Annotated in this window: 19 protein-coding genes; 8 read left to right on the forward strand and 11 right to left on the reverse strand. The window is 38.1% G+C overall.

Annotated features, from left to right (window positions below; all coding sequences use genetic code 11):
* Nucleotides 1-119 precede the first annotated feature (119 nt).
* The 3 genes from HYG89_RS05080 (at nt 120) to HYG89_RS05090 (ending at nt 1603) form a co-directional block, all read left to right on the forward strand.
* Nucleotides 120-578 carry a hypothetical protein gene (locus HYG89_RS05080; protein WP_178866395.1) on the forward strand — a complete coding sequence of 153 codons (459 nt, stop codon included), beginning with the start codon at nt 120-122 and terminating at the stop codon, nt 576-578.
* Nucleotides 579-818: 240 nt separating this feature from the next.
* Nucleotides 819-1259, forward strand: coding sequence for a hypothetical protein (locus tag HYG89_RS05085; RefSeq protein ID WP_178866397.1), 441 nt, complete (start codon nt 819-821; stop codon nt 1257-1259).
* Nucleotides 1260-1426: 167 nt separating this feature from the next.
* On the forward strand, nt 1427-1603 hold the full coding sequence (locus HYG89_RS05090) for a hypothetical protein (RefSeq protein ID WP_178866398.1): 177 nt from the start codon (nt 1427-1429) through the stop codon (nt 1601-1603).
* A gap of 123 nt (nt 1604-1726) precedes the next feature.
* On the opposite strand, the gene HYG89_RS05095 is transcribed toward HYG89_RS05090, so the two are convergent.
* Nucleotides 1727-2107, reverse strand: a complete 381-nt coding sequence (locus HYG89_RS05095) for an H-NS family nucleoid-associated regulatory protein (protein WP_178866400.1) — start codon at nt 2105-2107, stop codon at nt 1727-1729.
* 578 nt (nt 2108-2685) lie between these two features.
* Here HYG89_RS05095 and HYG89_RS05100 point away from each other — a divergent pair.
* The 4 genes from HYG89_RS05100 (at nt 2686) to HYG89_RS05115 (ending at nt 5871) form a co-directional block, all read left to right on the forward strand.
* Nucleotides 2686-3069: a hypothetical protein gene (locus HYG89_RS05100; protein WP_178866401.1), complete on the forward strand. Its 384-nt coding sequence runs from the start codon at nt 2686-2688 to the stop codon at nt 3067-3069.
* Between the two features lie 341 nt (nt 3070-3410).
* Nucleotides 3411-3797 (forward strand): hypothetical protein, encoded by a 387-nt coding sequence (locus HYG89_RS05105; RefSeq protein ID WP_178866403.1) that lies wholly within the window; start codon nt 3411-3413, stop codon nt 3795-3797.
* 644 nt (nt 3798-4441) lie between these two features.
* A complete protein-coding gene (locus HYG89_RS05110) occupies nt 4442-5320 on the forward strand; it encodes a hypothetical protein (protein ID WP_178866405.1) in 879 nt (292 codons plus the stop codon).
* 209 nt (nt 5321-5529) lie between these two features.
* Entirely contained in the window at nt 5530-5871 is a 342-nt protein-coding gene (locus HYG89_RS05115; RefSeq protein ID WP_178866406.1) for a hypothetical protein, read from the forward strand.
* Between the two features lie 66 nt (nt 5872-5937).
* Here the strand turns inward: HYG89_RS05115 and HYG89_RS05120 are convergent, their stop codons facing one another.
* From HYG89_RS05120 to HYG89_RS05135, 4 genes are all read right to left on the reverse strand, one after another.
* Entirely contained in the window at nt 5938-7203 is a 1266-nt protein-coding gene (locus HYG89_RS05120; RefSeq protein WP_178866408.1) for a ParB N-terminal domain-containing protein, read from the reverse strand.
* A 47-nt stretch (nt 7204-7250) separates the two neighbouring features.
* Complete coding sequence (locus tag HYG89_RS05125) at nt 7251-8093, reverse strand: ParA family protein (protein ID WP_178866410.1); 843 nt, start codon at nt 8091-8093, stop codon at nt 7251-7253.
* Nucleotides 8094-8427: 334 nt separating this feature from the next.
* A complete protein-coding gene (locus tag HYG89_RS05130; RefSeq protein ID WP_178866412.1) occupies nt 8428-8958 on the reverse strand; it encodes an H-NS family nucleoid-associated regulatory protein in 531 nt (176 codons plus the stop codon).
* A gap of 817 nt (nt 8959-9775) precedes the next feature.
* Nucleotides 9776-10930, reverse strand: a complete 1155-nt coding sequence (locus HYG89_RS05135; protein ID WP_178866414.1) for a tyrosine-type recombinase/integrase — start codon at nt 10928-10930, stop codon at nt 9776-9778.
* 194 nt (nt 10931-11124) lie between these two features.
* Here HYG89_RS05135 and HYG89_RS05140 point away from each other — a divergent pair, with 194 nt between their 5' ends.
* Nucleotides 11125-11667 carry a DUF2726 domain-containing protein gene (locus tag HYG89_RS05140; RefSeq protein ID WP_178866416.1) on the forward strand — a complete coding sequence of 181 codons (543 nt, stop codon included), beginning with the start codon at nt 11125-11127 and terminating at the stop codon, nt 11665-11667.
* Nucleotides 11668-11719: 52 nt separating this feature from the next.
* On the opposite strand, the gene HYG89_RS05145 is transcribed toward HYG89_RS05140, so the two are convergent.
* The 6 genes from HYG89_RS05145 to HYG89_RS05170 all read right to left on the reverse strand — a co-directional run bounded on the left by HYG89_RS05145 (nt 11720) and on the right by HYG89_RS05170 (nt 25264).
* Entirely contained in the window at nt 11720-12289 is a 570-nt protein-coding gene (locus HYG89_RS05145) for a hypothetical protein (protein ID WP_178866418.1), read from the reverse strand.
* Nucleotides 12290-12301: 12 nt separating this feature from the next.
* Entirely contained in the window at nt 12302-12862 is a 561-nt protein-coding gene (locus HYG89_RS05150) for an outer membrane beta-barrel protein (protein WP_178866420.1), read from the reverse strand.
* 14 nt (nt 12863-12876) lie between these two features.
* Nucleotides 12877-14355 carry a hypothetical protein gene (locus HYG89_RS05155; protein WP_178866422.1) on the reverse strand — a complete coding sequence of 493 codons (1479 nt, stop codon included), beginning with the start codon at nt 14353-14355 and terminating at the stop codon, nt 12877-12879.
* 137 nt (nt 14356-14492) lie between these two features.
* Nucleotides 14493-17468: a conjugal transfer protein TraG N-terminal domain-containing protein gene (locus tag HYG89_RS05160; protein WP_178866424.1), complete on the reverse strand. Its 2976-nt coding sequence runs from the start codon at nt 17466-17468 to the stop codon at nt 14493-14495.
* A 147-nt stretch (nt 17469-17615) separates the two neighbouring features.
* Nucleotides 17616-20894 (reverse strand): conjugal transfer protein TraG N-terminal domain-containing protein, encoded by a 3279-nt coding sequence (locus HYG89_RS05165; protein ID WP_178866426.1) that lies wholly within the window; start codon nt 20892-20894, stop codon nt 17616-17618.
* Nucleotides 20895-20896: 2 nt separating this feature from the next.
* The gene (locus HYG89_RS05170; protein ID WP_178866429.1) at nt 20897-25264 is read right to left on the reverse strand and encodes a conjugal transfer protein TraG N-terminal domain-containing protein; all 4368 of its coding nucleotides are present in this window, start codon (nt 25262-25264) and stop codon (nt 20897-20899) included.
* Between the last annotated feature and the right edge of the window lie 161 nt (nt 25265-25425).

Genomic DNA, 25425 nt, shown 5'->3' on the forward strand with positions numbered 1-25425 from the left:
GTTAAATCGAGCTTTTATAGTTCTTCAATCTATTTAATTCATTATTTTTTTAATGCTTAGATACGGTTGAATCACTATTCGATTTAACCGTATTCCGAGCGTCAATCGGAGTAAAAACTATGTGTAAATTAAAATTCGGTACAAAATTCAATTTTGCAAATATGGTTAATAATTCATTCGAGCGTTCTTTAGCTATGGATGAAAATATTAAACAAGTTTTAGCAAAACCTGATCTACCTGAATTGGTTCGTCTCAGCCTTCAAAAGACCTTTGAAAAGGAGTTATTGAGTGGATTAGATTCGCTCTATGCGTCTCTAGGCCGTTTCGATCTACTCACCTACATAAGTGATTATGAATGTGAGTTCAATCCAGTGAATGTGCGTTATGAGTGTGATCCATCTGCTTATAATGCCGCAACCCGTGGTTTAGACGTTGAATCTGCCAACTTCGTGTTGTCTTACATTCAATGGCGTACCGGCGAAGTTATTACTCACCGTGATTGGAATGTTACTGAGGTATGGGCCGGACTTAATCGCCTTGATGTTGTTCACCGACACATTAAGGCAATTCCAGTTTAATCACTAACCTGATTAATCCGCATTTAAGAAGCTATTCAATTTATTTGAATAGCTTTTTTTATGACAAAAAACACTTGATCAAAAACATCCGTGCAGATAGGATGTGACTTGAAGAACCGCAATCTATTTTGCAATACAACCAATTCTAATTCTTAATTTTTTTAAATTAAGCTTGGACATGGTTGATCATTCGCAAAAGCGTTTTCTTCCGTGTTCCGAGCGCCAATCGGAGTATCTATTATGAATACATTATCTAATGTAATCGACACCATCATTTTTGCTGTTTTCTTTACACTTGTTGGTGCTTTATTAGCATCTTCTTTGATTCTGTGGTTTTACGCAGACGAAAAGTTCCTAAGTGTTCTGTCTCTAGCAGTATTTGGTGCGCTTTGTTATATAACATTTAGCTTGTCTAATTTCAGATTCAAATCTGAAATTTCTGAACTTACGTTCAGTGTACTCCAAGTGATTTTTGCGATCTTTTTAAGTTTTATTGGCTGCTATGCTGCTCAGTTTACTTACGATCTAGCGATCACTTCTGATTCAAGCTATGGGGTTTTAAGTTTGATCGCAGTTATTTTTATGGTTTCTCAGCTTATTTCCGTTTTCAATCACGCGAATAAAACTTTGGAATTATTTAATCAACTGTCCAAACTCTATAAATCTTCATCTACAATGTAACTTTGCATGTCTTAATTACATTTTATAATTTAATTTTTTTGACTATTACAGTTGAAAATGTAATTGCTTTAACTAACTTATTTTCATCAACGATGCTTAATGATGATTAGTTATCCTAGCGATTGCTTTTCATCATCCGAGTATCATTTTTTTAATCGGAGTCCTGTATGTCAAAATCAACTAAACCAACACTTTTTTCAGATCAACCTGTTAAAAGCGTTCCTATGCTTTCTGCTATTAAGTCTACCAAGACTAAGCCTAAAGCATCTAAATTTTGGAATATTTTAGCCATGATTTCTTGTGTTTTTGCACTTGTTCTCACGGTTTATAATTTCCTTAATTAAAAAATACAAATTAATCTTTGTATTATTTTTTGACTAAAAAGCCTTTCTTTTAAAGATTGGCTTTTTTCTTTTTAGCAGACAAAAAATACGGCGCATTTAGCACCGTACTTTCTTGGCCATAGTTCAACTCATATTCGGGTTGAAATGAGCGTCCTTATTAATAATGTAGTCTTTCAGGTTAATACCCTCATCACCTAATTTCTTCACCCAATTAGGTCGGCGGCCATGGCCATCATAGACCTCGGTAGGATTCTTTGGATTGAAATAGATAGGGCTTTCATAACCTTCGTGATCAAGAGGGGCAATAATCGCATTTTCTTCACGTAGAACCCGCATAATTTTTGCATAAGGAATTTTCTTTTTACGGACCAGTTCTACAAAATTCTCAAGAATCTGAATTTCCTCTTGCTGCACTTTAGTTTGTATTAATTCTTCCGCTTTACTTTTTAATTCGATTAATTCTTGACTTGATAAATTTACCAATGTTTTACCATTCAATTCCATTTTTGTCCCTATAACGAGTTTCTAAAATACCACGCCTATAAATTAATAGATAAAAATAACGATTTCAATTAATTTAATATTTTTAAATTAAAGAATATTTTTAAAACTTTAATCTGTGTCTAAAGGTTATTACGCATGTAGTCCTTACAATTGTATTTCTCTGAATTCATAATGGCATCCGATAGAGTAGGCTGAAAATGGGGTAGCGCTTCATTAAATCAAGAGAAGATGACCGGTCAAGGTTTTTGAAACCGGCTTTATCGGGGGTCGATAAATCCCAAATTACCACGGGTAGCAATGCGATTGACAGTGCACCGGAAAGGAATTCACTCAACACTGTAACCTCCTATATTTATCATTATAGCAATCCACATTAGTTAAACATGGCCTGCGCCGTAGCTCACATTTATCCAGTTGCTAAACTTCTAAATTCTAAGTAGTATTTTAATTGAAGTTTCGCAATCTATTTTGCAAACCTAACCCAAATTTATCATTATTTTTTAATAGTGCTTGATGACGGTTTGGTTGCTTGCAAAAGCGATTCTTCCGTCATCCGAGCGTTAATCGGAGTAAACACAATGAAAACTTTATCTAAGCATTTCACTATCAATTTTTCTCAAGTTCCAAACCGTCTTTGGGTTAATCCTAATACGATGTTTGCTTCTTTGGGTATGCGCCTTATTACTGGTCCATTAGGTTTATACATGGCTTTGGCTCGATATGATTTAGTTAAATCATACCGTGACTATGTTTGTTCTGATGTTTCAGTTCACTTGGCTAAACCTGAGTTAATTGATATTTTAATTAATTCATCCGACATCATAAATGCTAATTTCATTAGGGCTTATGTTGATTGGAGACTTAATACAGTTGCTTATGACTTTGATTTCAAAGTTATAGATATCACCAAATCAATTTCAATGCTTTCATACATTGATAGTTGTTTTGAATTCAGTTATTGATTCATCATCAATAATTATCCTTCTAAAAAGCTATTTAGATTTATTCTGAATAGCTTTTTCTCATTTCTGATACCGTCCAATTTAGTACCGCTACGGCGCAAGTTCAAATCCGCGCTTTTTCAGCTGTTTTTCTGTGATATCGCTCTGATTTAAGCCCCTTTATCACTCAAAAAACCGATTTCAATACTAGAAATGACTGACATAGACAGTTAGTATTCTTTTTGAAGATTTGTGTTTTATTGCACAAAAGTAAAATCCCTAACAATTCCATGCTTGGTTATTGTGGGGGATTTGTGCAAACAAATTTTCCGCAATCCGAGCGTAATCCGGAGTATCAATTTATGAATAATATCCAAAATGCTTTAGTTGTTCTGTTTGTTCTAGCAATCATTTCGCTGACTTGCCTGAATGCACCAACCGAAACAGCTTATGCCTTTGGTGTATTTACAGGACTCATGGCCAGTCTAGTAGTCACCTATATGGTCCTGATCCTTTGCTATCGATCAATGACGTTCTTCATGTCTTTGCTTTGTTCTATTTCGCTGTGCTTCTATGCTGCAATCATGCTTTCTATGGGTGTAGTCAATCCTTTGATTGGTGCAGTAGATTTGTCTACATACGCAATCATGATGTATTTAGTTATTGGACTTGGCTGTTTATTGGCTTCTCTAGTCGTTATAGCCAATGCCTATACCAAATACGCTGAACAGTTACAGGTGCGTGATTAACTTCATGCACCCATTCAATTAAAAAGCCATCCTAGAAATTTCTATGATGGCTTTTTTTATTGGGGTTTGGTTGGATCAAAAATCATTGAATGAAATTATTCTTCGTTCATGCGGAAATCTATACCAAAATGCTGCATTCTTTTAAGCTTATTATGGCAGTAGCCCGTCTTATCAGTGTAATAATTGTATTTTGTTAAATGCTTGAATATATTGAAAGAGAACTTCAATTCAGAAGGGGAGCTGATACCACCAACCCCGTATGAGTCTACTCAAGATAAAGAGACTTATTATGAATCACGTTCTGATGAAGTCGCCGTGGCGTTCCGGATGCCTGTGACGATTCGCTATACCTATGTGATCCCGTCAATCGTTACTCAGGGTTCAAAGCCTACAATGATACTGAATAGAGGGGCGGTGTCCGGATTTTTTTGAATATAAAAAAATTATCCGCTATATGGTTTGGCTATTAAAAATAAAACTATTGAACAATATCAAATCAGCAAGTACGATAGTTCCTGAAATGTCGCATTTATTTTGCTGACCTAACCTTATTCATCATTATTTTTTAATAGTGCTTGATGACGGGTTTGGTCTAACGCAAAAGCGTACCTTTCCGTCATCCGAGCGTTAATCGGAGTATCACCATGAATGCTTTAGTTTCTAAAGTAGGCACACCAACTGGTGCACGTTACGTTCAGCGAATCCATAGCTATTTACGTTATGGTTTCGAGAATATACAGCCCCATTGCCACGGCAATACCAATTATTCCATTGATTTAAGAGAAACTTTGTTAGCTGTTAAGACTAATTTTCCTTTTGGTTTTGATTTGCATCACAACAAGTTTGTATCTTCTATTACATGGGATTTTAGAAAACTAGATGTCGATAAACCGATTTCGAGTTTGGCTGTATGGTTGGCATTCGGAATGTTTATTCATTCTAAGACAATATTGTTAAATGTTGGACGCAAGAAAATTAAATTAGGTAATGTGTGGTCTTTTCGCAAAGCTACTTCACTTCCTGTTTTTCATAGTCTCCATACATTGCCCAATCTTGTTCCAAGCCTTCTTGAATTATCTGAGGAAAGTATCGAAGCAATTTTAGATGATGCTCAATCCATCATTGATGCTTGCTGTACCGTTACTTATTCTGATACTGCTTCTGTAGTTAATGATATACCTCACTATTTCAATTTCTGTACTGATGTAACTCATTCTTGCTTAAACTTCTATACTGGAGTTTGTTTTCATGAACCAGTTCTCAGCTTACGTCAACGCATGTTGATAGAAGCTTATGTAAATAAGCTGAACACTGTTGGTCGTTTACCTAAAAGCAATGAAGTTTCCTTTTTTCAGCGACTCATTGACTGTTTACGCCCAATTGGTAATTTGCAAATTGTCGTTATCTTGAAAAATTTGATTTCTGATATAACTGTCGTTTTTGAAGTTTGTCAGCAATTTGATCTTTTACAAGAATTTTGCGCAATTTTTGAATTTTGTTCACAACATCAAGTATCAGCCTAATCAGCTCTTACTATCCTTACTAAAAAAGCTATTCCCTCGAATAGCTTTTTTCTTTTCTATATGCTCTTTATATCCTCTTACCATGTTCTGTCCTTATTTGGCTGTTCTATTCAATGAATTCTATCTACGAAAAAATATGAAGTTAGTAGGGATATAAGTACCTTTGGTATAATGACCATAACAAACATCAAAATAATTAAGGATATGCAATGCAGAAGAACAGTACCCTAAAGTTTATCTTGTTCATGGGACCAATATTTGTGATATTCCTGATCGGAATTAAGGTTGCCACCCTCTTAACCTCAGTCTTTGGTTTTTCACTTCTGATTTGGTTGATTGTGCTTATGTTGTGTTCAGTGGCTTCATTGGTTTGGGCAAAATTTATTATGATTCTTTTAGTAATTCATGCTGCTGAAAATACTATTAATTCTGTATCCGAAAAACTGCCTTCTGCTTTGCTAAAGGCGGCGAGTAAATATTTAAATGACAGACAGCAGACTGATCGTACGGAACCAACTAAAAATAATGAACGTATCGAACCAAAACTATAATCATTAATGATTCCCCTTCCCAAAAAAAAAGAGCAGGGTAGGGAGCCTGCTCTATAGAGTTTATGACTACTTAACCAACTGGATCAATTCATCATAGATACTTTGACAATGGGCATCCAATTCAAAGCCGGACTCGCCATTATTCAGAATATTTGCAATCGCTTTAGCATCACAATCAGGGTCTTGGCCAAGAACGAAAGCAATACCTTTCAAGAAATCGGCTTTATTTGAAGCTATCACCGGTTGCGCCGTAGTAGGTTCAGTTTTATGTGTTTCTACTGGTTCAGACTTGGTATTGTCAGATGGTTCAGCCTTAGCATTTGTCGCCGGCTGTGACACTGGATTTGCAGAAGCCGGTACATTGGTAGTTGATGGTTCACCACGCGAAGTAGAGGTATCTTGCTTTTCAACTTCCTCAACTGGATCAGAAGATGCAGGGATAGTATTAACCGGTGCTTGATCGGTCGGTTGCTGATCCTGAACACCATTAACAATCAATGGATCAATATCTACAGCTGCTTCAACTGGTGGAACCTCAGTCGGTTCAGGCTTAGGATTCTCAATATCATCTTTGATTTGAGTAACAAGTTTGTCAGTAATTTTTGAAGGGTCAAAGTTACCATCTTTATCTACTGCATATTGCTTTAACAGTGATTGCCAGTCCAAACCATCCTTAATAAATTTTGCAATGTGATATAGAGAATTTACAGAGGTGACACCCCAACTACTTAGGGTTTTTTCTGCTTCCTCATGAATATAAGTGGCAATACGAATATATTTGGAAACTACTGTTTTACTATATTTAAATGCAGCACCAATTTCTTCAAATGTCGCTTCCGGCTTACTTTGATGTGCAAGGAACATGGAATTTGCATGATCGTAAATGCTCATGTTTTCGCGGTTTTCATTCTCATCAAGCTGATCTTCGAGAACTTGCCAAATATCTGTATAGTAGCCTTTAGGTTTAAGCAAGAAACTCTCTGATTTCTTGCCCAATATATTCAAGGCAGTCATTCTTCGATGGCCAACAACAAGAACATATTTAGCCTTCGGATATAACTTAGTTAATCTAGCCTTTTCATCATCGTTTAAGAAATGACGGACAACACACTTTTGGTTTAACCCTTTTTTACCGATTGACTCAACCAAATCATTTACATCAGCAATACGTTTACGCACCTGTGGCGCAATCGCAATCTGCTCTAATTTGATTTCAACTAAAGACTCTTGGTGCGAACTGGTTTCAATTTTTTCCTTCGTTGAAGGTGGGTTTGTTGAATCGATGCCCATACCATTTAAGGCTTCTGCAAGTAACGACTTACTACTATTCATAATTTTCCCTACGAAATTATTTTATTAAGCGGGACTAGCAAAATCGCTTAGTCCTCAGTTTCTTCTACTTCTGCAACCGCTTTCTTAGCAGCTCGTTTCAACTTGGCTAATTCTTTGGTCACACTTGCAAGAATTTCTTTTTCAGATTGTTCGCGAGACTTGATACCACCAACATTAAGCATTTCACGATAAGCCTTGACCGTAGCTGTAATAACACTATTAACACGTTGAGGAATAAAAGCTGAACCACCTTTATCGATGTTCTTTGCCACGATAGTCGATGATGGAATATAAGATTCTAATAATGTCCATGTATCTTTAAATTCACCCATGCGTTCAGCTAAGAGTTCCTCTTTAAGGTAATTCATGCTTTTATCACGGCCACGAACATCAGTGGCTAACAGTACGCGGGTAACGTCTGTTTTACCTGATTCTTCAAGTACATCATTAATGAATTCCATTGTTTCAAATGCTGAATCAACATCAAAACGACCTACACGAACAGGGGTAATAATGAAATCAGCAAGTGGAATCGCTTCTTCTAGGATACGTTTAGCTTCGCCAGTTTTATCACCAATATAACCGGCTGTATCTAAGTAGATTTCATTAAACTTAGGACGTAAAAGCTCTATGAGTGTTTCAAGAGTAATACCTTCGGGAATCTCAGTAACCGCAGGGAAATAAGCATCAACAGATTTCAAAGTCTCTGCCGTACGGAATTTAGTATTCCATTTAATTGTTGAGCGCTGTGCATCTAAATCAACAACAACAAGTCTTTTATTTCCTTCGCCATGCGAAACAGAACTCATATTAATAATGGTTGAAGTTTTATTTACACCACCTTTTTGCGCCGCTAAGAGAATTACGCGACCTTCCTGTTCTTTATTCATTTATAACGCACCTTAGAAATTAATATGTTTGAGCTAATGCAAACATTATTGCTCATCTAAATCGAAAAACAAACCCTCTTAACCCGTCCAAAAAAATGGGACACTTTTAAAAGTTAAGAAAAAGATCAAAAAATAGACAAAAAAAGGTGGTTTGATAGTGTTAGCAGATAAAACATAAGAAAACAATAGATAAAAACATTAAAGAAAAGCAAAATATTATTAAAATTATTTTCTATAAATAGAATCGTTTTCAGATTGTTTTATTATTCGATAATAGTTAGGCATAAAAAAAGCACCTTAAAAAGGTGCTTTCGTTGAATAGACATACAATAACTTATAGCACAGTCATATACTGACTCATATCAACATTCTGTGCTTCAAGCTCTTTATACCAAATTGGTTTAGCGCCGATACCATTCCAACGCTGAGTAGGTCGGGCAGGGTTAAAGAACCAAGTGCTTGTATGTTGAGTTTCATCAGTTGTCTCAACAGCAAATTGTTCAATGTCGATACCTTCCTCGATAGCTGCACGAATCCAGTTTGGCGGGCGACCAACGCCACTCCAAGGCTTATTACGTTTATTCTTTCTATCCACATAAATTTTCTTAACACGACCATGGTTGCCATAGATCGCATTTGAAGATTTAAGCAGATCGGTCAGTCGATCAAAGGGAATTTGATATTGATTTACAAGTTTAACAATTTGCAATTCAGCTTCATTAGCATCAAGTTTTTTACGAGACTCTAATACGTCATTTGCATCTTGTAGTGCCTGTAAAATGTCCGGCATATCCAAGTTAGCAATTAAGTCTGCTTTTGCAAGCTCATTGCTTTTAGTTTTTTTGTTTCGATTAACCATATTCATTTGGGAACCTTTCTGTCTATTCAGATGGGAAATTAACTACTCAGTAGTTTCTTCCTAGATCATTAACCAATTTATTTAATGCTGATTTCCAGAATCGAACTGAATCTAAGTATTAAACTAGCATAAAATAATATTGGAAATGTTTATTTAGGTAATATTAAACATTTGCCCACAACAATAGCAATACTTTGTAAGAGAATGTAAAAGAATTATTCCGATCATCATAATCTTTTTTGCAAATTAGTCTATTGATCTTAGGGGTGTAAATGCTTAAAACCCTGAAAAGTTGAGCTATTAGCTCAACATTACAGCCAAGGATAATCACAATGAAATAAGCCGGTTATAGCACCACTCCCCTGATTACTGCTCATAACTTTTATTATGGGCAGTAATAAATGCCGGATTTTTAGCCATGTGCTTGTCAACAATTCCTATCATTTTTGTAAGATTATGCTAATGTTTTTTACTGTTACATGGGTTCAATCCAATTTACAAAAGCATTACTTTTGAAATTAATTTCTCTGAACATTTAGCATTTAGAAATAGAGTTATTACGCATTAGATTTTATAAATTAAAGCTCTAAATTTACTTATAGTTTATTTTAACTTCACTAAACTTGAGCAAATTCCATCTTTTTAAGCCTTCTAAAACCCTTTTAAAATGATTTAGAAAACATTAAGAACTGCTTATTTATTGAGCAAAATGCAAATTAGTTCGCAGATGTATACTTAGATATCTATATGTAAGTATTTGTAACTGAAAGCCCTATTTATTACAAAAAAACCCCATTACGGGGTTTATCACGGTTATTGGATATTAGAAATCTTTACTTCGTTTTTTCAAATTTTGATTTAAGATTTGGGTATTCTCTACTTGATGTTCTTGAGTATCTCTTAAATAAATCATGGTGGTATTAATTGATCTATGGCCAAGATGGTTTTGAGTTGATACCAAATCTGCCCCTAGTCTTAATCGATGTGTTGCATTGGTATGCCGGAATGTGTGGCAAGTTGTATTCTTCAATTCTTCTGAAATGAAATAATCCTCGCAGTCATTTGCTGCCAATTCCAAACACTCTGAAATTACATAGTTAATTCCCCGTGTTGAAATGCTATTAGTAGATTTCAGAATAGAACTTGGATTCTTACTTACAGCTGTAACTAAAGGAATATGACCCTCATCACCTGATGGAAAGCTTGGTAATCCAATCGCCTTCCTGTAATAAGTCCATTCATCAATTAGCTCATCGGTTGCAATGACTTCATGAGGTTTGTTGCCCTTTTGCATGAACTCAAATGTCCAAACTCGGTACTGCCCTTTATCCTGTATTTTAAAAGCGTTCATTGTCAGATCGACAATTGATCCTCGCCGCGCACCTGAATGATATAGTAAGTGCATTAGCCATCGATCTCTAATCGCCTTACTTCTATTCTTATGGTTTGCCTTTTCGCTTTCGTGCTTTAGCCAAACACTGAGATAATCCCACGCCGCAAAAGATAAAGCTTTGGCTGCCTGATCATAAGGTGTATCAGCTTTGATTTTGACAGAGAGGTTCACCGGATTGATTGATATCACCCCTGCATCTTGAAGATAACCATAGAAATTCTTTAATACGGTTTGGGCATACTCAACAGAATTTATAGCCAAGGGTTTATACAGAATTTGAGTAGATCGGCTAACCGTACTTTTATTGTCTTTCAACCAGTGTGGCGGCGGTTCCTTGAGAATCGCCAAGTATTCATTGATTTCCAGTGCCGTGATCTGAGTGAAATGAGTACCAATAGACTCACAAAAGATACATAACCTTTTAACCTCTTTGAGATAACTATCATAGGTATTCTTGGAGTTACTGGCACAGTGTTGTAGCCATGCGTTGATCAAGTCAAAGTCCGAATTGGCTCCGATTGGATTGTTCGCAGAAAGATAACGGTCCAAGTCTGTAGCGATTAAGCTATTTCCTTTATGAAGCATCTATTGGCCATTTATTGTTAATACAAAATCAATTTTATTTTAGATCAAATATATAAAATATTAAAGCAATTAGAATATTAATATAAATCTTATAACCCAAAAATTTATTAAATTGTTTTAAATTCTCTTATCTAATGTTTGTGAAAAAAATATCATATATAATTAATTTTAAATAGTTGTTCAGTTTGTGGATTATGTTTTATATAGCTATAGGATTTTTAGCTTTAACCCTTCTGATCATAATCTCTATCTTTAGAAGTGTCAGCAACAAACCCAATCAGGAAGTGGCTTTGGAGTCAGTTGATGTTCCTGATGATAGTGTAAGTGAATATATCGAGGATGCGGTATATTCTAAAAAACTTTTGATGGATTATGAACAAGACTACTATTATAAAATTAATGCAATGTTGCCTGACAATGTTTTATTGCATACTCAGGTTAGTTTTAGTGCGTTTTTAACAAGTAGTGAAGTCAGGACTAGAAACAAATATAATAGAAATCACGTAGATATGTTAATTTCCGACCTAGAATTCAATGTCTTACTTATTTTAGAGATTGACGGGTCTAGTCACCGATCATCACGGGTGAAGCAGCGCGACAAAAAAAGAGATGCTATAACGTCATCTGCCGGTATTCCTACTTTAAGAATTGATTATAGTGTTTCAGATCGTCAGATTGCAGAAGCTATTAACTACTATATCCCACTGAGAATCGAAGAAATAAAAAAATCAGCATAAAAAAAGGAACCATATAGCTGAACTATATGGTTCCTTATTTAATATCTGTTATTTAGAAACGGACCATGAGTGATCCCATTACGCCGTCAAAGTCACCGAATTTATGGTACTTCACTTCAAAGTCTACTTGTTGGTAGCGGTATCCAAGCCCCACAGCATAAAGTGAATCAATACCAGTTTTATCCTTATGTTGTTCATAGTTTGCATTGCCATTACGATCAAAATCCGGTGCAAATGGATTGTCTGTCAACGGAGCACCTTTAGCTACAAATTCTGTCTGATTTAAACCTAATGTTCCTACAGCATAGATCGGACCATAAATTACTGGTCGAGCATTGAAACGGACACCGTAGTTTTTGATATCAAATTTATCATCTTCACTATAGTAAGCATCTAATGAGAATATACTGTTGAACTCATAACCGGTCGTGAATCCCCAATTGGTAAGGTCCTGTTCTTTGTTAATAAAGATTTTTTTACCTTCAACACTCCCATTAATTCGTGCTATATCTGACCCAATATAGAACTTTGTATTTTTCTCATCCTCATAATAAGCATTAGCTGATGTAGCCCCTGCAAAGCCTAATAGAGTCATTGCTGTTAATTTTGTGATCGCTTTCATGTCTATCCAGTCTTAGAAACGGTAAATAAATGTGCCGCTAATCGTATTCATATCTTCAAATCGAGAATACTTTGCTTCAAGGTTGATCCGGTCAGTTGTTTTTACACCAATACCCGCGCCAAAGAACGGCTTGAAACTGGTGTTGTCGTCATGTTTTAGCATCACAAAATCATCTTTATACACGACCTTTTTAGTATCTAGGCGTTTCATACCAAGCGTAGCCACACCATAGATATCACCCACGATATCATGACGGAAATTTACACTAGCCCCATACCCTTGTTGCTTTACTTCAAGTTCTTCTCCAAGTACATCAAAAGTGCCTGTTCCATCCTCATATTTGCTGTAAAAGACTTCGACAGCAATATGGTCGGTAACTGCTGCACCAAGAGTTAAGCCATAAGACATCCCACTTTGTTCAAGCTCAAGATTGGTTTTCTTCAAACTATCTTTTTTTAGCGTACCGTCATTATGAGCTATGTCTAACCCCATATAAGTAGTTAAAGCATGAGCACCCGTTGAACACGCCAGTACCGTCATCATGCTTAAACCGTAAAGAATCTGCGTTTTCACAAAAAACCCCTTTATTAAAACTTCTTGAAAATTTCAAATACTTGATTGGTAGGTAGATAACGGCATACCATCGGAGCGCCCTCAACAATGGTCAGCGCATTATCTTTATTTTCAAGGTATTTCTGCGGAATCTGAGCATGATGATGCGGATATGATTGAAGGAACTTGATAGATCGTTCCATGGTTTTATCGCTATCGTTTAAAAGAACGTAATTTGCAATATTGCGGTCAAGCAGATCGTCACTTAACTCATTTGCTTTTACATTAACCCGCAGTAGTTCATCTACCGAAAAGTCAAACTTAGACAGCAAATCAAAATCGAAATCATCACTATTGGCTACAACTGCTGAATATTGTGGACGATGCTCCATTAATAAGGCATGAGTGTTCTCGTTGTCGAGCAAGATATTCGAGAAAAAGTGTGCCGGTAATTCGTTGATCCACCCCTCGTCAATAGCTGACAGCAAGATTTGGAACATACGATCTTCACCAATGTTACCCATGCGTGAAACTGGAATATTGATAAATGCCTTGCGGTTGGTGTTGTATGCAGTTTTGATTATATCTGCTGACCATGTAAGCGGAGTTAATGCAACCAGTTCATTATTTGCAATAGACTGTTCAAAAATTCTAGGTGTGATTGCTACCGGATCAATGTAATGAATCCATTTAGGACGTAAAGCAAATAGCTTTAATAGCGCTTCTTCCCGATCATTAGAGCACAGGATTTTAGGGTTTACTTCCTTGAACAGACGCGCAACAGCAAAATTCTCTGTCGTATCCATCAAATTAATAAGTAATTCAACATCACGAACATTAAGTAGAGCACTTACGATTGCATCAATACTCTTTTTCGGATGGGTTTTAAAATGCCGCGCATAGATATCTTGATTCAGGAAATTGCTTGGAACGATATCAATAATAAAGGCATCTTTATGAGTTAAAGCCTTTTCAATAATTCCTTCATCAAGAACATCACCCGTAGGTACATGCTTGATTGCCTGCCAGTTACGGGATACAGCCGCTTCACATAACCAGTAGTAACGTAGGTCATCATGCACGAATTCAAGCATTAAAGGCTCAAAGTCAATGATGTACTTAACGATCTCAATGTTTTGATGTTTGGTTCCAAGAAACGCGAATAGCATTGGGTCTTTCCCAATTGCATAGACATACATTTCCTCTGAGATTTCCCCTACAGGAAATGTCAGGATTGAATATACATTTTGTTTAAGCAGCATCCATAGTTCATTTTCAGAAAAGTATGCAACCGGAAGGTTTGAAACCATCAAGGGTTGTGTACGCAAGTTTTCTAAATAAAGGTTTGAACGCAAATATTGAATTGCGAAAGATGTGTCACTGGTATTGTAGTAAGGGCATTCAACATAGGTCGAGAAATGGTTGATGTTATATGGTAGCGGTACGCTGTTAATCTTACAGATACCTTGATTCATCAGCTTTTCATAAAACTCTTGTTTTATATTTCTATCCATAATGTTGACCAAATTTTGCCAAAAATATTTTAAACATTATAGTATCAATTATTATAAAAAATAAAAACATTAAAGAAATAAAAATTAATAAAATAACCCGCTTTAATTGCGGGTTATTTTATTAAATATAATAAATCTTACTGCTTTCTCGTTGCTCCTAGAATCGCTTCCGCTGCCGGTGCTGCACTTGAAACGGCATTATTAGAGTTGTTCGCTTGAGGAATTTGCGGTGCAGGCGTAGCGGTAGGCTGAGTTGGTTTGTTTGGTGGTGGGGCTTGAGAAGCCGCAATACGTGGTGTATGACCTAGATTATTGTTGCCAACAGGTTGAATGTTATTGGCTCTTGATGGATCAAGAGAACCTGTATTAATCGGACCATAGTTTTGACGTTCCGGAGCCTGAATCTGTGTGTTGCCGACATTAGCTGACAGATCATTCATACGCTGTGCAGAATTCGGTGAAATCAGGTTTTGCGCTGCTGCACGTACATTTGCATCAGGCGAACTTAGACTCGCAACAATAGAGCCTGCCAATTGTTTATGTGCATCACTACCCGCAATGTTTCCGCGAGCTATGAACTCTTGGCTACGTTGCTGAATACCCTCACGATCACTACTCAATGCAATAGCATTATTAAGCGCCTGAACCCCACCCTGATTGTAATTAGCGGAACCTACAACTTGACCAATGTTACCGCCGATTGACATTGCCATCGATTCTGCTTTTTGTTGGGTATAGGTGGATTTGTCCACAGCCGTTTTAGCTTCATTCCAAGCCTTTTTCAAATCTTCATCTTTGCTGATAGCTTCCTGTACTTCCTTGCTATTCAGATATTCATTGGCCGAAGTATTCGTAAATACTTGTTGGAAGGCGTTATTCGTACCGGATTGTTGCTGATGATTGCGGTTAAACTGACTGCCTTTACTTTCATTGAAGTTCTCACCATCGGCTTTATTCAGGCTTACTCCCGAACTGTGTGCGGTAGCATCAGTGCCAGTAATATTAAAACCGGCTGCCCCACCAACACTCGCGCTTGCCCAATTCTTATTCTCCGTCATGGCATTGCCATTGGCATCTTTCTTGACTGAGCCATCAGCATTACGCATTACACCCTTTGTTGGTGTATTCAGTTGAGCATTTCCATTAAATCCACCGTGTGTTGCCTTAGTTAAAGCATCCGTTTCATTTCTGTTATCTGCCGTACTAGCTGTAACTGCATTAGTGGTTGTATGCGCAGATGAATTGATCGAACCATCAGTTACCACATCGGATGTATTGGATACCTGACCATTCGTTTCACTCGTTGCATTGGTTAAGCCAGTTGAATTGCTGCTTCTAATACCTGTTTTAGCAGCAATAGCGTGTTGTAAACCTATCATCTTGGCATTCATTTCTGAATGAGCTTGACTGTTTTCTTGAGCAGCTGCTTGAGTTGCTGTATATGATCTTGAACTTTGGAAATTAGCATCTAACAAACCTTGACGTTCAGCAACACCACTACCATTCATGGAAATAGCAGAGTTCGTAGTCGCAATAGGAGCAGATTTTTGGATGTCCGGCGAGTTAACTTTCGCATCATAATTGCCGCCATCAGCGCTATTCATACGTGAAGTCAACTGATTCATACCCATCATCATGCCTGAGAACAGCATCATGCAAAGTACAGGTACACTAGCAAGCAACCCATTGGCCAAACTCAATTTTTGCGCTACAGCACCGTAAAATTGCGAAGCTGTGAAAAGAGTCAATGTGTCAGTGCCAGTAGATGCAATAACCTTGAAATATTCTTCTGCTAATTCGTTCTGAATATAGAAGTTGATGATAGATGCCATTGGAACCCATAAGTAGGCTGCAACGGTGAATGCTAAATAGTTACCAAGAATTTTGAATGAACCAACACCCTGAACCATCACAAAAATAACAATAATCGGGAATAGTAGGAAAGAAAGCATGATCAGAATGTTCTGACCATCTTGCATCATTTTTAGAAAACCTGTTGCTGATGCGGCATTCTTTTCTTCCCACTGGTTAGTTGCTGATACCCATGCGGTACATTTCGCCATGCCGGTAAGACCTGAACTTTGGTCAGAACAGTAAGCAGCTGATTCCATATATGGGTTAAATAATGTTGCTGCAACGAAATTACGGGCTTGTGTTTCTGAAACCTGAGCAATAGAAGCAAATGCGTCAGATACATCTTCAAAAACATAACCGGTTAACCCTGCTCCACGCGAATTGGCTGTGCTGTTAGGTGATGAACCTGATGCTGATCCGTTACTAAGCATTTGACCATTCAGCACAGAACGTAAGTTATATTTAGTGACATCACCAATAATATTGTACGTGTCCTGTGGTGATTTATTGCCATCAATGAATGAATCCATTGTAGATATTAAAATCTGCCCTGCTTGTTGGCATGTCACCAAATCCTGTGGGTTATCACTCCCTGTACCTTCCTGAATAATATATACAAGACCGCCTGCTTGACCCCCTGCTGTTGCTAAGTATTCGAGTGGCTTTGCAGACTTTCTATATTGTTCTGCATTGAAGTGCGGGTTGTTATTAATACAGTTTGAATAGAAATTTTTAGTTGTTTGGTACAAGCTGCTTGAGCCTTCCATGGTCGCTGCTGACCTTAAAGCATTTAGCAGTTTTAATGGAGTCACAAAGCCATCGTCAGTCAGTCGCGGCATCATAGATTGATGGCCTGAGACTACGCTGTAAGCCTGTTCAAAAATATTTGTTAAAACGACACTGATACCACTGGCTACAGCGGCCGGAATAGCTAACCCAATAGGAATATTGTCTACACGTTTTACAGCATCTTGGCCATAAATATCCTCTAAAGCAACATCCACTTTGGGCATGGTTAAAATGATATATAAGAATAACGGTGCTAATAGCAGTCTGAGTTCAAACTGCCGCTTAAATGCCGCGTTATATACCATGATTGTCAGAAGAATGACTGCACCAAAAAATGCACCAAAGCCCAATTTCATATAGCCACTACCCGTAAACAGGTCGGGACCATTAAAGAGCATTGCAACGCCATTCAAGGCTGCCATGAACAAATTGGTATCGCCCATGGTATATATAACAAATGGGTCAGCCATATTTTAAATTCCGTTATCGTTTTTTTAACAATATTAAATAATATTATAAATGTTAAACTAATAAAATTAAAATAGATAAGCAAACATTACAGAAACAAATTAAATTAAAAAAAGTAAGTGGATAACCACTTACTTTTATTTTAATAATCAATCAACTTGAGTTTGTGCCTTGGTGCTGCCACTTGGCCTTGAATCTTGAGGTATCGATTCCAATGCCGCCGCCCTGATTGCTGCCGCCTGATTTTGAGCATCAATGCCTGTTAAGACCTCATTTTCCTTGGTAAGAATTTCAACGACCGCGTTTCGATCACCTCTCTCAACAGCTTCTTTCAGTTGATCATCATATTCTGTCGTTTTAAGGATTTTCCCGTTCACCGGATCATTCAGTTTAGGGTCCTTTAAAGTTCCATCCGGATTGGTCAAGCCAAGGTCTTTCTTCTCCACAAGAATTTTGGCATCTTTCTCATACCCGCTTTGAATACGTGCACGTTCTTGCTCGTAATTTAAATGCTTGTAATCGACAACTACATTGTTTTCAGCATCTTTAAGCTCTTTATTGCTTAATCCAACCGCTGCTGCGGTCGCAATTATGGATTTATCTACAATCTGCCCCATACGTTCAGGACTGATGTTATTTCGTTCAGCTTTATCCAGTGCATTAATATCCTTATTGGTAATACCATCATTACGGATATTGCTATTCATTGCATTAATATGATCATTGCCGCCTTGGATGTTATACATAGACGAATTTTCATTGAAACGGTCAGATAAACCAATACCTGAAACTGTACTGATTGCGGCCAACGTCACATCTGAATTGTTTGAGTTTGTCGCCGCAAAGAAAATACCTAACTTCTCAATGGTCTGTTGGTCATGATGGCCACCTAAACGTGCATTACGCTCACCCATTTCTTTGAGTTCATCCCAACGATTTACCAACCCTTTACCAAGTTGATCAATATCGTCCAGTCCTTTCTTAACTGCCTGACTTCTTGGGTACAAGTCATTCATCATGCCTGCCAAGTCACGATCAGAAACAGCATTTGACAGAACTGAGCTATATATCTGTTGTTTCTGTTGAGATAGAGTTCTCATTTCTTCAAGCAAGCGTTGTGATTCTTGTTGCTCTGATGCAGTTATTGTGGCGCTACGACTATTTTGAATTTGTTCATTTAGACGTTCCGCAGCAAAATCATAATTAGATGATCCGGTAAGTTTGTAAGTTGCTTCTTTACCTGAATTAATGTTCGCATCTGCATTAGAAATTCTGAGATTATCAATATTGCCATGGCTATTCTTCGCCGTAGGTTTTTCTGTTCCATCACCAATATTAGATTCAGAAACAGTCACATTTGAATTACCACCGGTTGCAGCTGAAACTTGTGGGCCGGCTGTAACGCTTGCACCGAAACTTGAATTCTTTATCAAGCCTTTCAAGCCATTGCCGCCAGTACCATTTAACTGACCACCGGCATTTCCAGTAATTGATAAATCACCTTGAAGCGCAGTTTGAGCCTGTTTGTTCGCAATGACCTGTAGGTTTTGCTCTTTTGTTGTGTCATTTTTGTTCGTGTCATTCGTATCGCCAACAGCAAATGATTCATTCGAGCCACCCCCTATACTATGTTCAGTTACAGTGCCGCTGCTTCTCGTTGATTTATTGCCATGAGCTGATCCTTGAGACTGGCCAATACTGTTATTTGCCTTATCACTGATTTGCGCCATGCGCGATAAAATCTGTTCCTGACGCGCACTGATTTCCCTAGTCTGTGATTGTGCAGCTGAGAGCGCCCCTTCCATTTTGACATTGACGTTACCAACCCCCTGAATGGTTGTACCCCCGTAGCCATCACGGTTAAGTACACTAGAACTTGTAGAAAGAGCCGCACTGTCCTTAATAGTTTTGCTGTTCAGTTTAGCGTTGTAGCCTGCATCTGCCGGATTCATAGAGCTTGCCATAGCTGACATACCCCACATCATGCCGCCAAATAGCATGGTAGTAAGTACCGGAACCATACCTAAAGCATTACTGGCGACTGCGATCTTCTGAGATAAGGCATCATAAAGCTGTGGGGCTTGTGCCAATGTCAGGGAAGCATTTGGGTCTTGTGACATCAATAAATAAGCAGCTTCCTGAAACTCTGATTGAGCATAGAAATTAATAATGGTTGCAAAAGGTAGCCAAAGGAAATTCGACATCATAAAGCACACATAGCCTGCTATTAGTTTTGCACTACCCATTCCCTGAATCATCACCATGAAAACCATGATCGGGAACAGGAGAAAACCGACCATGACTAATAAGTTTTGACCGTTTTTCAGGTTTTTCAGGAAACTTGTGCCACTCATGGTAGCTGACTGTTTCCATTGTTCATTTGCTGTGATCCACCCCGTACACATGGATAGGTTGAAGGTATTGAAATTTTCCACACATGAAGCAGCAGTTTTCACTAACGGATCAAAAGTCACCATCGTCATGAAAGTTCGGGCGCGGTCTGTGTTGATCCCAATTGAACTACCCACCATATCGGTAATCTGTGCCGGTGTGTAATGGCCAATACCATTCACGGTATTCACCTTACCGTATGTATTGATATGTGATAGACGTTTGGCTAGACGATCCTTAAATGAGTTCTTAGCGATACTCATATTTAGCATGTTAAAGATGTCCGTTGAGCCATCAATATAGGCTCCAAAAGTAGTCCGTATAGAGTCAGAAGCTTCATTACAGCTCATGGCTTTCGGTACTGTTTCTCCCGCCATATTCTGATAAACAATCACCATGCCATTTGAGTTCTGAGCTGCTTTCAGCAGATAGTCGAAACTATTGGTATTTTGCTGATACTGTTGAGCATTAAAAGCAGGGTTATTAACAAGACATTCGTTATAAAGGGATGTTACGGTTTGCTGAAATGCGGGATAAGCCCTGTTCATATCATCGTAACGGACCTGATTTAAGACTTGGAGAGGTGTTAAAAAGCCTTCCTCAGTCATTTTCGGTAAACGTGAAACACTACCATCCAAAGGTAATACTTCAAGGCTCTGTTCAAGTATTTGAGTTAACAGAAAAGCAAATCCACTAAATGCGCTTGCCGGCAATGCCAAGCCCAAAGGTACATTATCAATGCGTTTAATTGGTTCAACATTGTAGATGTCATTGACGACTACGGAAGCCTTTGGAACAGTCAGTACCATGTAAATTGTTAAAGGGAGAAGTAGAGTGCGTAGTTCAATTTCACGTTGAAATACTGCTTTGAAGATCATTACACACAGCAAGATCATAGCGCCTACAAATGCACCAAAACTTAGGTTCATGCCGTTTGTACCGGATACTAGATCGCTACCACTAAAGATCATAGCAATGCCATTCAGGACATCCCAATATAGTTGCGTATCGCCAAGGGTGTAGATTTCAAATTCCATAATTATTCCCCTTGTGCTCCTGACCATTTATTAAATTCAGTATTTGCACGATTCGTATCAAGAGCACTAATGCCATCTTTTTTGATCTTTTCAATAAGTGCTTGGTTAGCATCAGAGCCTTGTTTAGCCCAATCCTCAATTGTTTTAGGATTGTTATTGGTTTGAGATTTATTCCCTGTACTGGTTGATGCTGCATTTTGAACAACTGCATTCACCATATCCTGATTGCGTTTATCGTAATGTTCATTACGCGCTTTTTCACTTTCAACCCAACGATCAATCTTGTCCTGATTCACTTCATTTTTAATATTGAAGCCGTATATCTGATTTTTCGGCAGAGTTACATCATCCGGAATCCCGAAACTCTTAGGCGTTTCTGTCATATATGGTTTGATATTAGGATGTCCAAGAATCTGTTGATGTTTGCCTGAAACGATGTCCATTTCCGCAGCCAATGGAGTACGGATTCCGGTCACTTTGTCCCATGAAGCTTTTGCAACTTTTGCCGGAGCTTCTGCTACAACTTCACGCAATGGCTTAGGTGCAGCCGGTGGAACCAACTGTTTTGCAAATTTGGTAAAATCGCTAATTTCATAATCGACCTTGCCTTCTGAATCGCGCACAACTTTGATCCCGAATTTCTTCTCAATATCTTTATGTGTTTTGACTTCCAGTTTTTCCTGTGCTTTCTCTGCAATTTCCCTAATTTCCTCCTTGGTTAACTGATCTGCCGCCTTATAGCGCAATTTTTCAGGAATGATTTGAGACAGCATTTTTGGCTGTTGCAGTACAGTTCTATCTAGTCCTGCTTGATCCACTTTTGCAGCAGCGTTAAGAATGGTTTTGTTAGGTTGAGTGCCAACCAAGAGATTTTGCTCTTTTAGTTGACGATCCAAAATGCCCCTAAATGTCGCAATGTTCTTTAAACCTGATGCTTGATAGGTCGGGTCGTCATAACGCCACAAGATGTATCGTTTACCTACGACTTTATGGATTTCAGCATCAGTCAATTTATCGTTTTGCAAGGCGGTCCACGCAGCTGACCATCCCTTATTCTTGCCGCTTTCTAATTCATTTCTAATGAAAGTAGCCATGGCGTTTAAGGATGCTTGTCCTTCGACATAGCTACCGGTTCCTTTGTTTGGATTGCCGGATTTCAGTAATCCTTTACTGGCCATAAATTTATCCAGTGCTCTTTTACGCGAATCGTTAAAACTGATGATCCCGCCGTTGATCAGTTCTTTTTTATGCGGGTCATTGTGTAACCCATACATGCCTTCAACACGCATAGAGTTTTCTCGGCCTACTTCTGCGGTCATGATCCGAGCCTGTCTTGGAGTAAAGCCTGCATTAAGAAAGGCATTGTAAATACGAGCAGTATTTTGCTCTTGCTGACTACCCTTGATTGCCAATCTGCCTTCTTGAATTGGTTGGTTGGCTTCATTTGCGTAGCTGATTTCAGGATATTTTGCAAATTCAGGTGCGGCGAAGTAACCATTTCGGTTATTAGGGTCCAATACAATCATGCTATTAGCTTGATCAAGTGACATCTGCCTGCGGTTTGCAAATGCTTGGTCCACAGTTGCCATAGCACGGTCAGCTTCTGCTTCAATATCTTTCCAATTTTTCCAATCGTATTCAGTGGCATTGTTTGTCATTTCAAACATCTTCATCGTATCAATGCCAGTAACGATCTTATGTGCTTCATTTGCAGCATTGCCATCAAGATAATAGGATGCTGTATAAGTAATTAGATGATCATAAAGTTCGGGATTAACAGCCTTATTAATTCCAACTGTCGTATTTGCTAATGCACCCTCGGCTTCGGCTTTTGCAATAGCCCAACTTTCGCCATATTTGAGCAAATACTCTCGGTCTAATTCCTCTAATTGCTCTCTGACGCTTTTATGTGCAGAGATACGGTGCAATACGTCAGCAGCAAGTAAATTGGATGACATAGTTGAAGAAAGCGTTTCTGTGATCTGACGTTGTATTGTGTCGATCTCGCTTAAAGTCTGGTCATACTGGCGTTGCAATGCTGCAACTTTAGATAGAGTATCTTCTTCTGATGCACTATCTGTTACAGCGGTACTTTCAGTGTATTGGTGAACACGACCATTTTTCATTTCAGAAGTGCTTTCATCCTCTACCAGTTTATAAACATACTGATTTACGCTATCTGATATAGTACCGCTGTTGGCTAAAGGCGTTTTTTGTTCTGAGTCATTTTTATCATGCCTATTGACGGTTGCCAAATTACCGCCTAGCTGTTGTTTTACAGTTGCACCGGCTTCGATTTTGATTCCACGAATACTAAGATCAAGTTCTCCACCTTTAGTAGTTTTAGAAGGCAATGATGGTATTTGTGGGGCTGTTGGATCGTTTACCGAACCATCAACGCTTGTCATTTCAGTCTGCTTTTGATACTCGCCGAATCCTAAACCAATTTTGAATTTTGCATTTGCGGTTCTTAGATTAACGCCGCTTGCTATTTTTTGATCCGTTTCCTTGGCTTCATGACTGGAACTAGCTCCATTAGAGCCGTAAATACCAGTATTTGATGTGCCGCTAGTGATGGTATACCCTATGCCGTCTATAAGCTTGAGGTTGTTTTTGGACTCCACATTGGTTTGCAGTTCATTGTTTAGAGTGCCGCTTGCCGCAGAAGCATGAGTAAGACTTAGTTGGTGTGCAAGCGCCTTGCGTTTAGATTCCAAGACCGATTTCTTCTCGGATAAGGCCATTGTTTCCAATAATTGAGCAGATGTTTTTTGTGTAAAGTTGCCTTCCCATGCTTTACCGCCCGAAGCATCTACCTGACCACTCAAACCTTGTGAATGCAAACTGCTCTTTTGTGCTACTACAGCTGATGCACCCATGATATGTGGAGCATCTAAAGTCGTATCTGCATATTTACTTTTACCTTGGTTCCAACGATTTTGAAGTGCAATCGCAGCCATGGTCATACCGCTGAAAAACATCATACAAAATATAGGTATTGTCGCAATCAAGCCATTTGCCAGTGACAGAGCATTAGAAATTGCTTCATAAAAAGCCGGATAGTCAGCAATAGCAAATAAGTCAGAATCTTCCTTCCCCGTGAAGGTATAGACAGTGTTTTTCAGTCGGGCAAATACGATGAAATTAACCAGTGTAGCCATAGGCAACCAAAGATATGTTGAAGCAACATATATCAGGTAACTTGAAACTACTTTCATGGATTTTGTACCCAAGAACATAATCATCATAACGACTAACGGGAACATTAAAATTGCAATGATAATCAGGATGTTCTGACCATCTTGCATTACCTGTAAGAAACCTGATGCCTTGGCTGCGTTATCCTCGGCTGTTTGCTCATTGGCTTGAACCCATGCCGTACATCTTGAAGAATTATCTTCATCATTCTCTGCGCCGTGGGCAGCACATAAAGATGCGGATATTAAGGTTTGGTTGAATAACGCATTTGTCATGAACATACGGCCTTGGTCGGCTGATAGTTCAGTGATTTTCGCAAAGTCATCCAAAAAGTCTTGTGTGGTTACTAATTTTCCTGAGCCGCCTGACTTATCCATTTGAGACAAACTAAGGTTAAGTAGCTTTTGAAAATTGAATTCTAATGTTTCTATGCCACCTGAACCATCACCATACATAAATGCAGTTAGAGCGACATTGATCCGGTCTGCTGCATCACTACAAGTAATAATAGACTGGCTACCATCTACTGCCGTGAATGGCACTACACCAAAAGCCTGAGTCGTTAGGAAGTTATTGAAATATTGATAACTGTCCGGAGAATTTAGGTATTCATCAGAATTGAATTTTGGATTACCGGTTACACATGATTTGTACGTTGCATTTACCAGTTCGGCCAAATAGGGATTTGTTTCACTTAGATTGATAGAACGGATCGCATTCAGCGTCTTTAATGGCATGACAAAACCATCAGTAAGAATACGTGGGCTATTCGGTGTGCTATAGGACTGTTCCATGGCTTGCGTAAATAAATAAGCTGCGCCGCCCCCGATCGTTAAAGGTATCGCCAAACCAATTGGAATCCCATTGACTTGCTGTGGTGCATCAATGTTATAGACATCAACAATTTGTACTGGAACCTTTGGACCAGTCAAAATGATGTATGCAAATAAAGGTGCTAATAACATGCGAATATCCATTCGCTGATTAAAAGCTGCCTGATAGATCATGATCAGCATTAGGATCATAGCGCCAAAGAATGCGCCAAAGCCTAACCCCAAGTAAGCATCACTTGAAAAAAGTGGGTCTTGGAATAGTAATGCCACCCCTTCAAGCATTGAACGGAATGTGCTTGTGTCACCTAACGTATAAACTGAAAATGCAGAGGTAGCCATACCTTTATTCTTATTCAATACAGAAACATTTATATATTATAGAAATACAAAAGATTTATAAACATTAAATAATAGGATTTATTAAACATTAGGGAAATGATTAATATATGGAAAATAAAACATTACAAATATAATTTATTTTTTGTTGAGAAAACTTGATT

The organism is Acinetobacter sp. SwsAc5 (assembly GCF_013391485.1).
GTDB classification, from domain to species: domain Bacteria; phylum Pseudomonadota; class Gammaproteobacteria; order Pseudomonadales; family Moraxellaceae; genus Acinetobacter; species Acinetobacter towneri.

Coding starts and splice junctions, on each gene's coding strand:
- HYG89_RS05080 (WP_178866395.1), top strand. CDS start 120: ATGTGTAAATTAAAATTCGGTACAAAATTCAATTTTGCAAATATGGTT.
- HYG89_RS05085 (WP_178866397.1), top strand. CDS start 819: ATGAATACATTATCTAATGTAATCGACACCATCATTTTTGCTGTTTTC.
- HYG89_RS05090 (WP_178866398.1), top strand. CDS start 1,427: ATGTCAAAATCAACTAAACCAACACTTTTTTCAGATCAACCTGTTAAA.
- HYG89_RS05095 (WP_178866400.1), bottom strand. CDS start 2,107: ATGGAATTGAATGGTAAAACATTGGTAAATTTATCAAGTCAAGAATTA.
- HYG89_RS05100 (WP_178866401.1), top strand. CDS start 2,686: ATGAAAACTTTATCTAAGCATTTCACTATCAATTTTTCTCAAGTTCCA.
- HYG89_RS05105 (WP_178866403.1), top strand. CDS start 3,411: ATGAATAATATCCAAAATGCTTTAGTTGTTCTGTTTGTTCTAGCAATC.
- HYG89_RS05110 (WP_178866405.1), top strand. CDS start 4,442: ATGAATGCTTTAGTTTCTAAAGTAGGCACACCAACTGGTGCACGTTAC.
- HYG89_RS05115 (WP_178866406.1), top strand. CDS start 5,530: ATGCAGAAGAACAGTACCCTAAAGTTTATCTTGTTCATGGGACCAATA.
- HYG89_RS05120 (WP_178866408.1), bottom strand. CDS start 7,203: ATGAATAGTAGTAAGTCGTTACTTGCAGAAGCCTTAAATGGTATGGGC.
- HYG89_RS05125 (WP_178866410.1), bottom strand. CDS start 8,093: ATGAATAAAGAACAGGAAGGTCGCGTAATTCTCTTAGCGGCGCAAAAA.
- HYG89_RS05130 (WP_178866412.1), bottom strand. CDS start 8,958: ATGAATATGGTTAATCGAAACAAAAAAACTAAAAGCAATGAGCTTGCA.
- HYG89_RS05135 (WP_178866414.1), bottom strand. CDS start 10,930: ATGCTTCATAAAGGAAATAGCTTAATCGCTACAGACTTGGACCGTTAT.
- HYG89_RS05140 (WP_178866416.1), top strand. CDS start 11,125: ATGTTTTATATAGCTATAGGATTTTTAGCTTTAACCCTTCTGATCATA.
- HYG89_RS05145 (WP_178866418.1), bottom strand. CDS start 12,289: ATGAAAGCGATCACAAAATTAACAGCAATGACTCTATTAGGCTTTGCA.
- HYG89_RS05155 (WP_178866422.1), bottom strand. CDS start 14,355: ATGGATAGAAATATAAAACAAGAGTTTTATGAAAAGCTGATGAATCAA.
- HYG89_RS05160 (WP_178866424.1), bottom strand. CDS start 17,468: ATGGCTGACCCATTTGTTATATATACCATGGGCGATACCAATTTGTTC.
- HYG89_RS05165 (WP_178866426.1), bottom strand. CDS start 20,894: ATGGAATTTGAAATCTACACCCTTGGCGATACGCAACTATATTGGGAT.
- HYG89_RS05170 (WP_178866429.1), bottom strand. CDS start 25,264: ATGGCTACCTCTGCATTTTCAGTTTATACGTTAGGTGACACAAGCACA.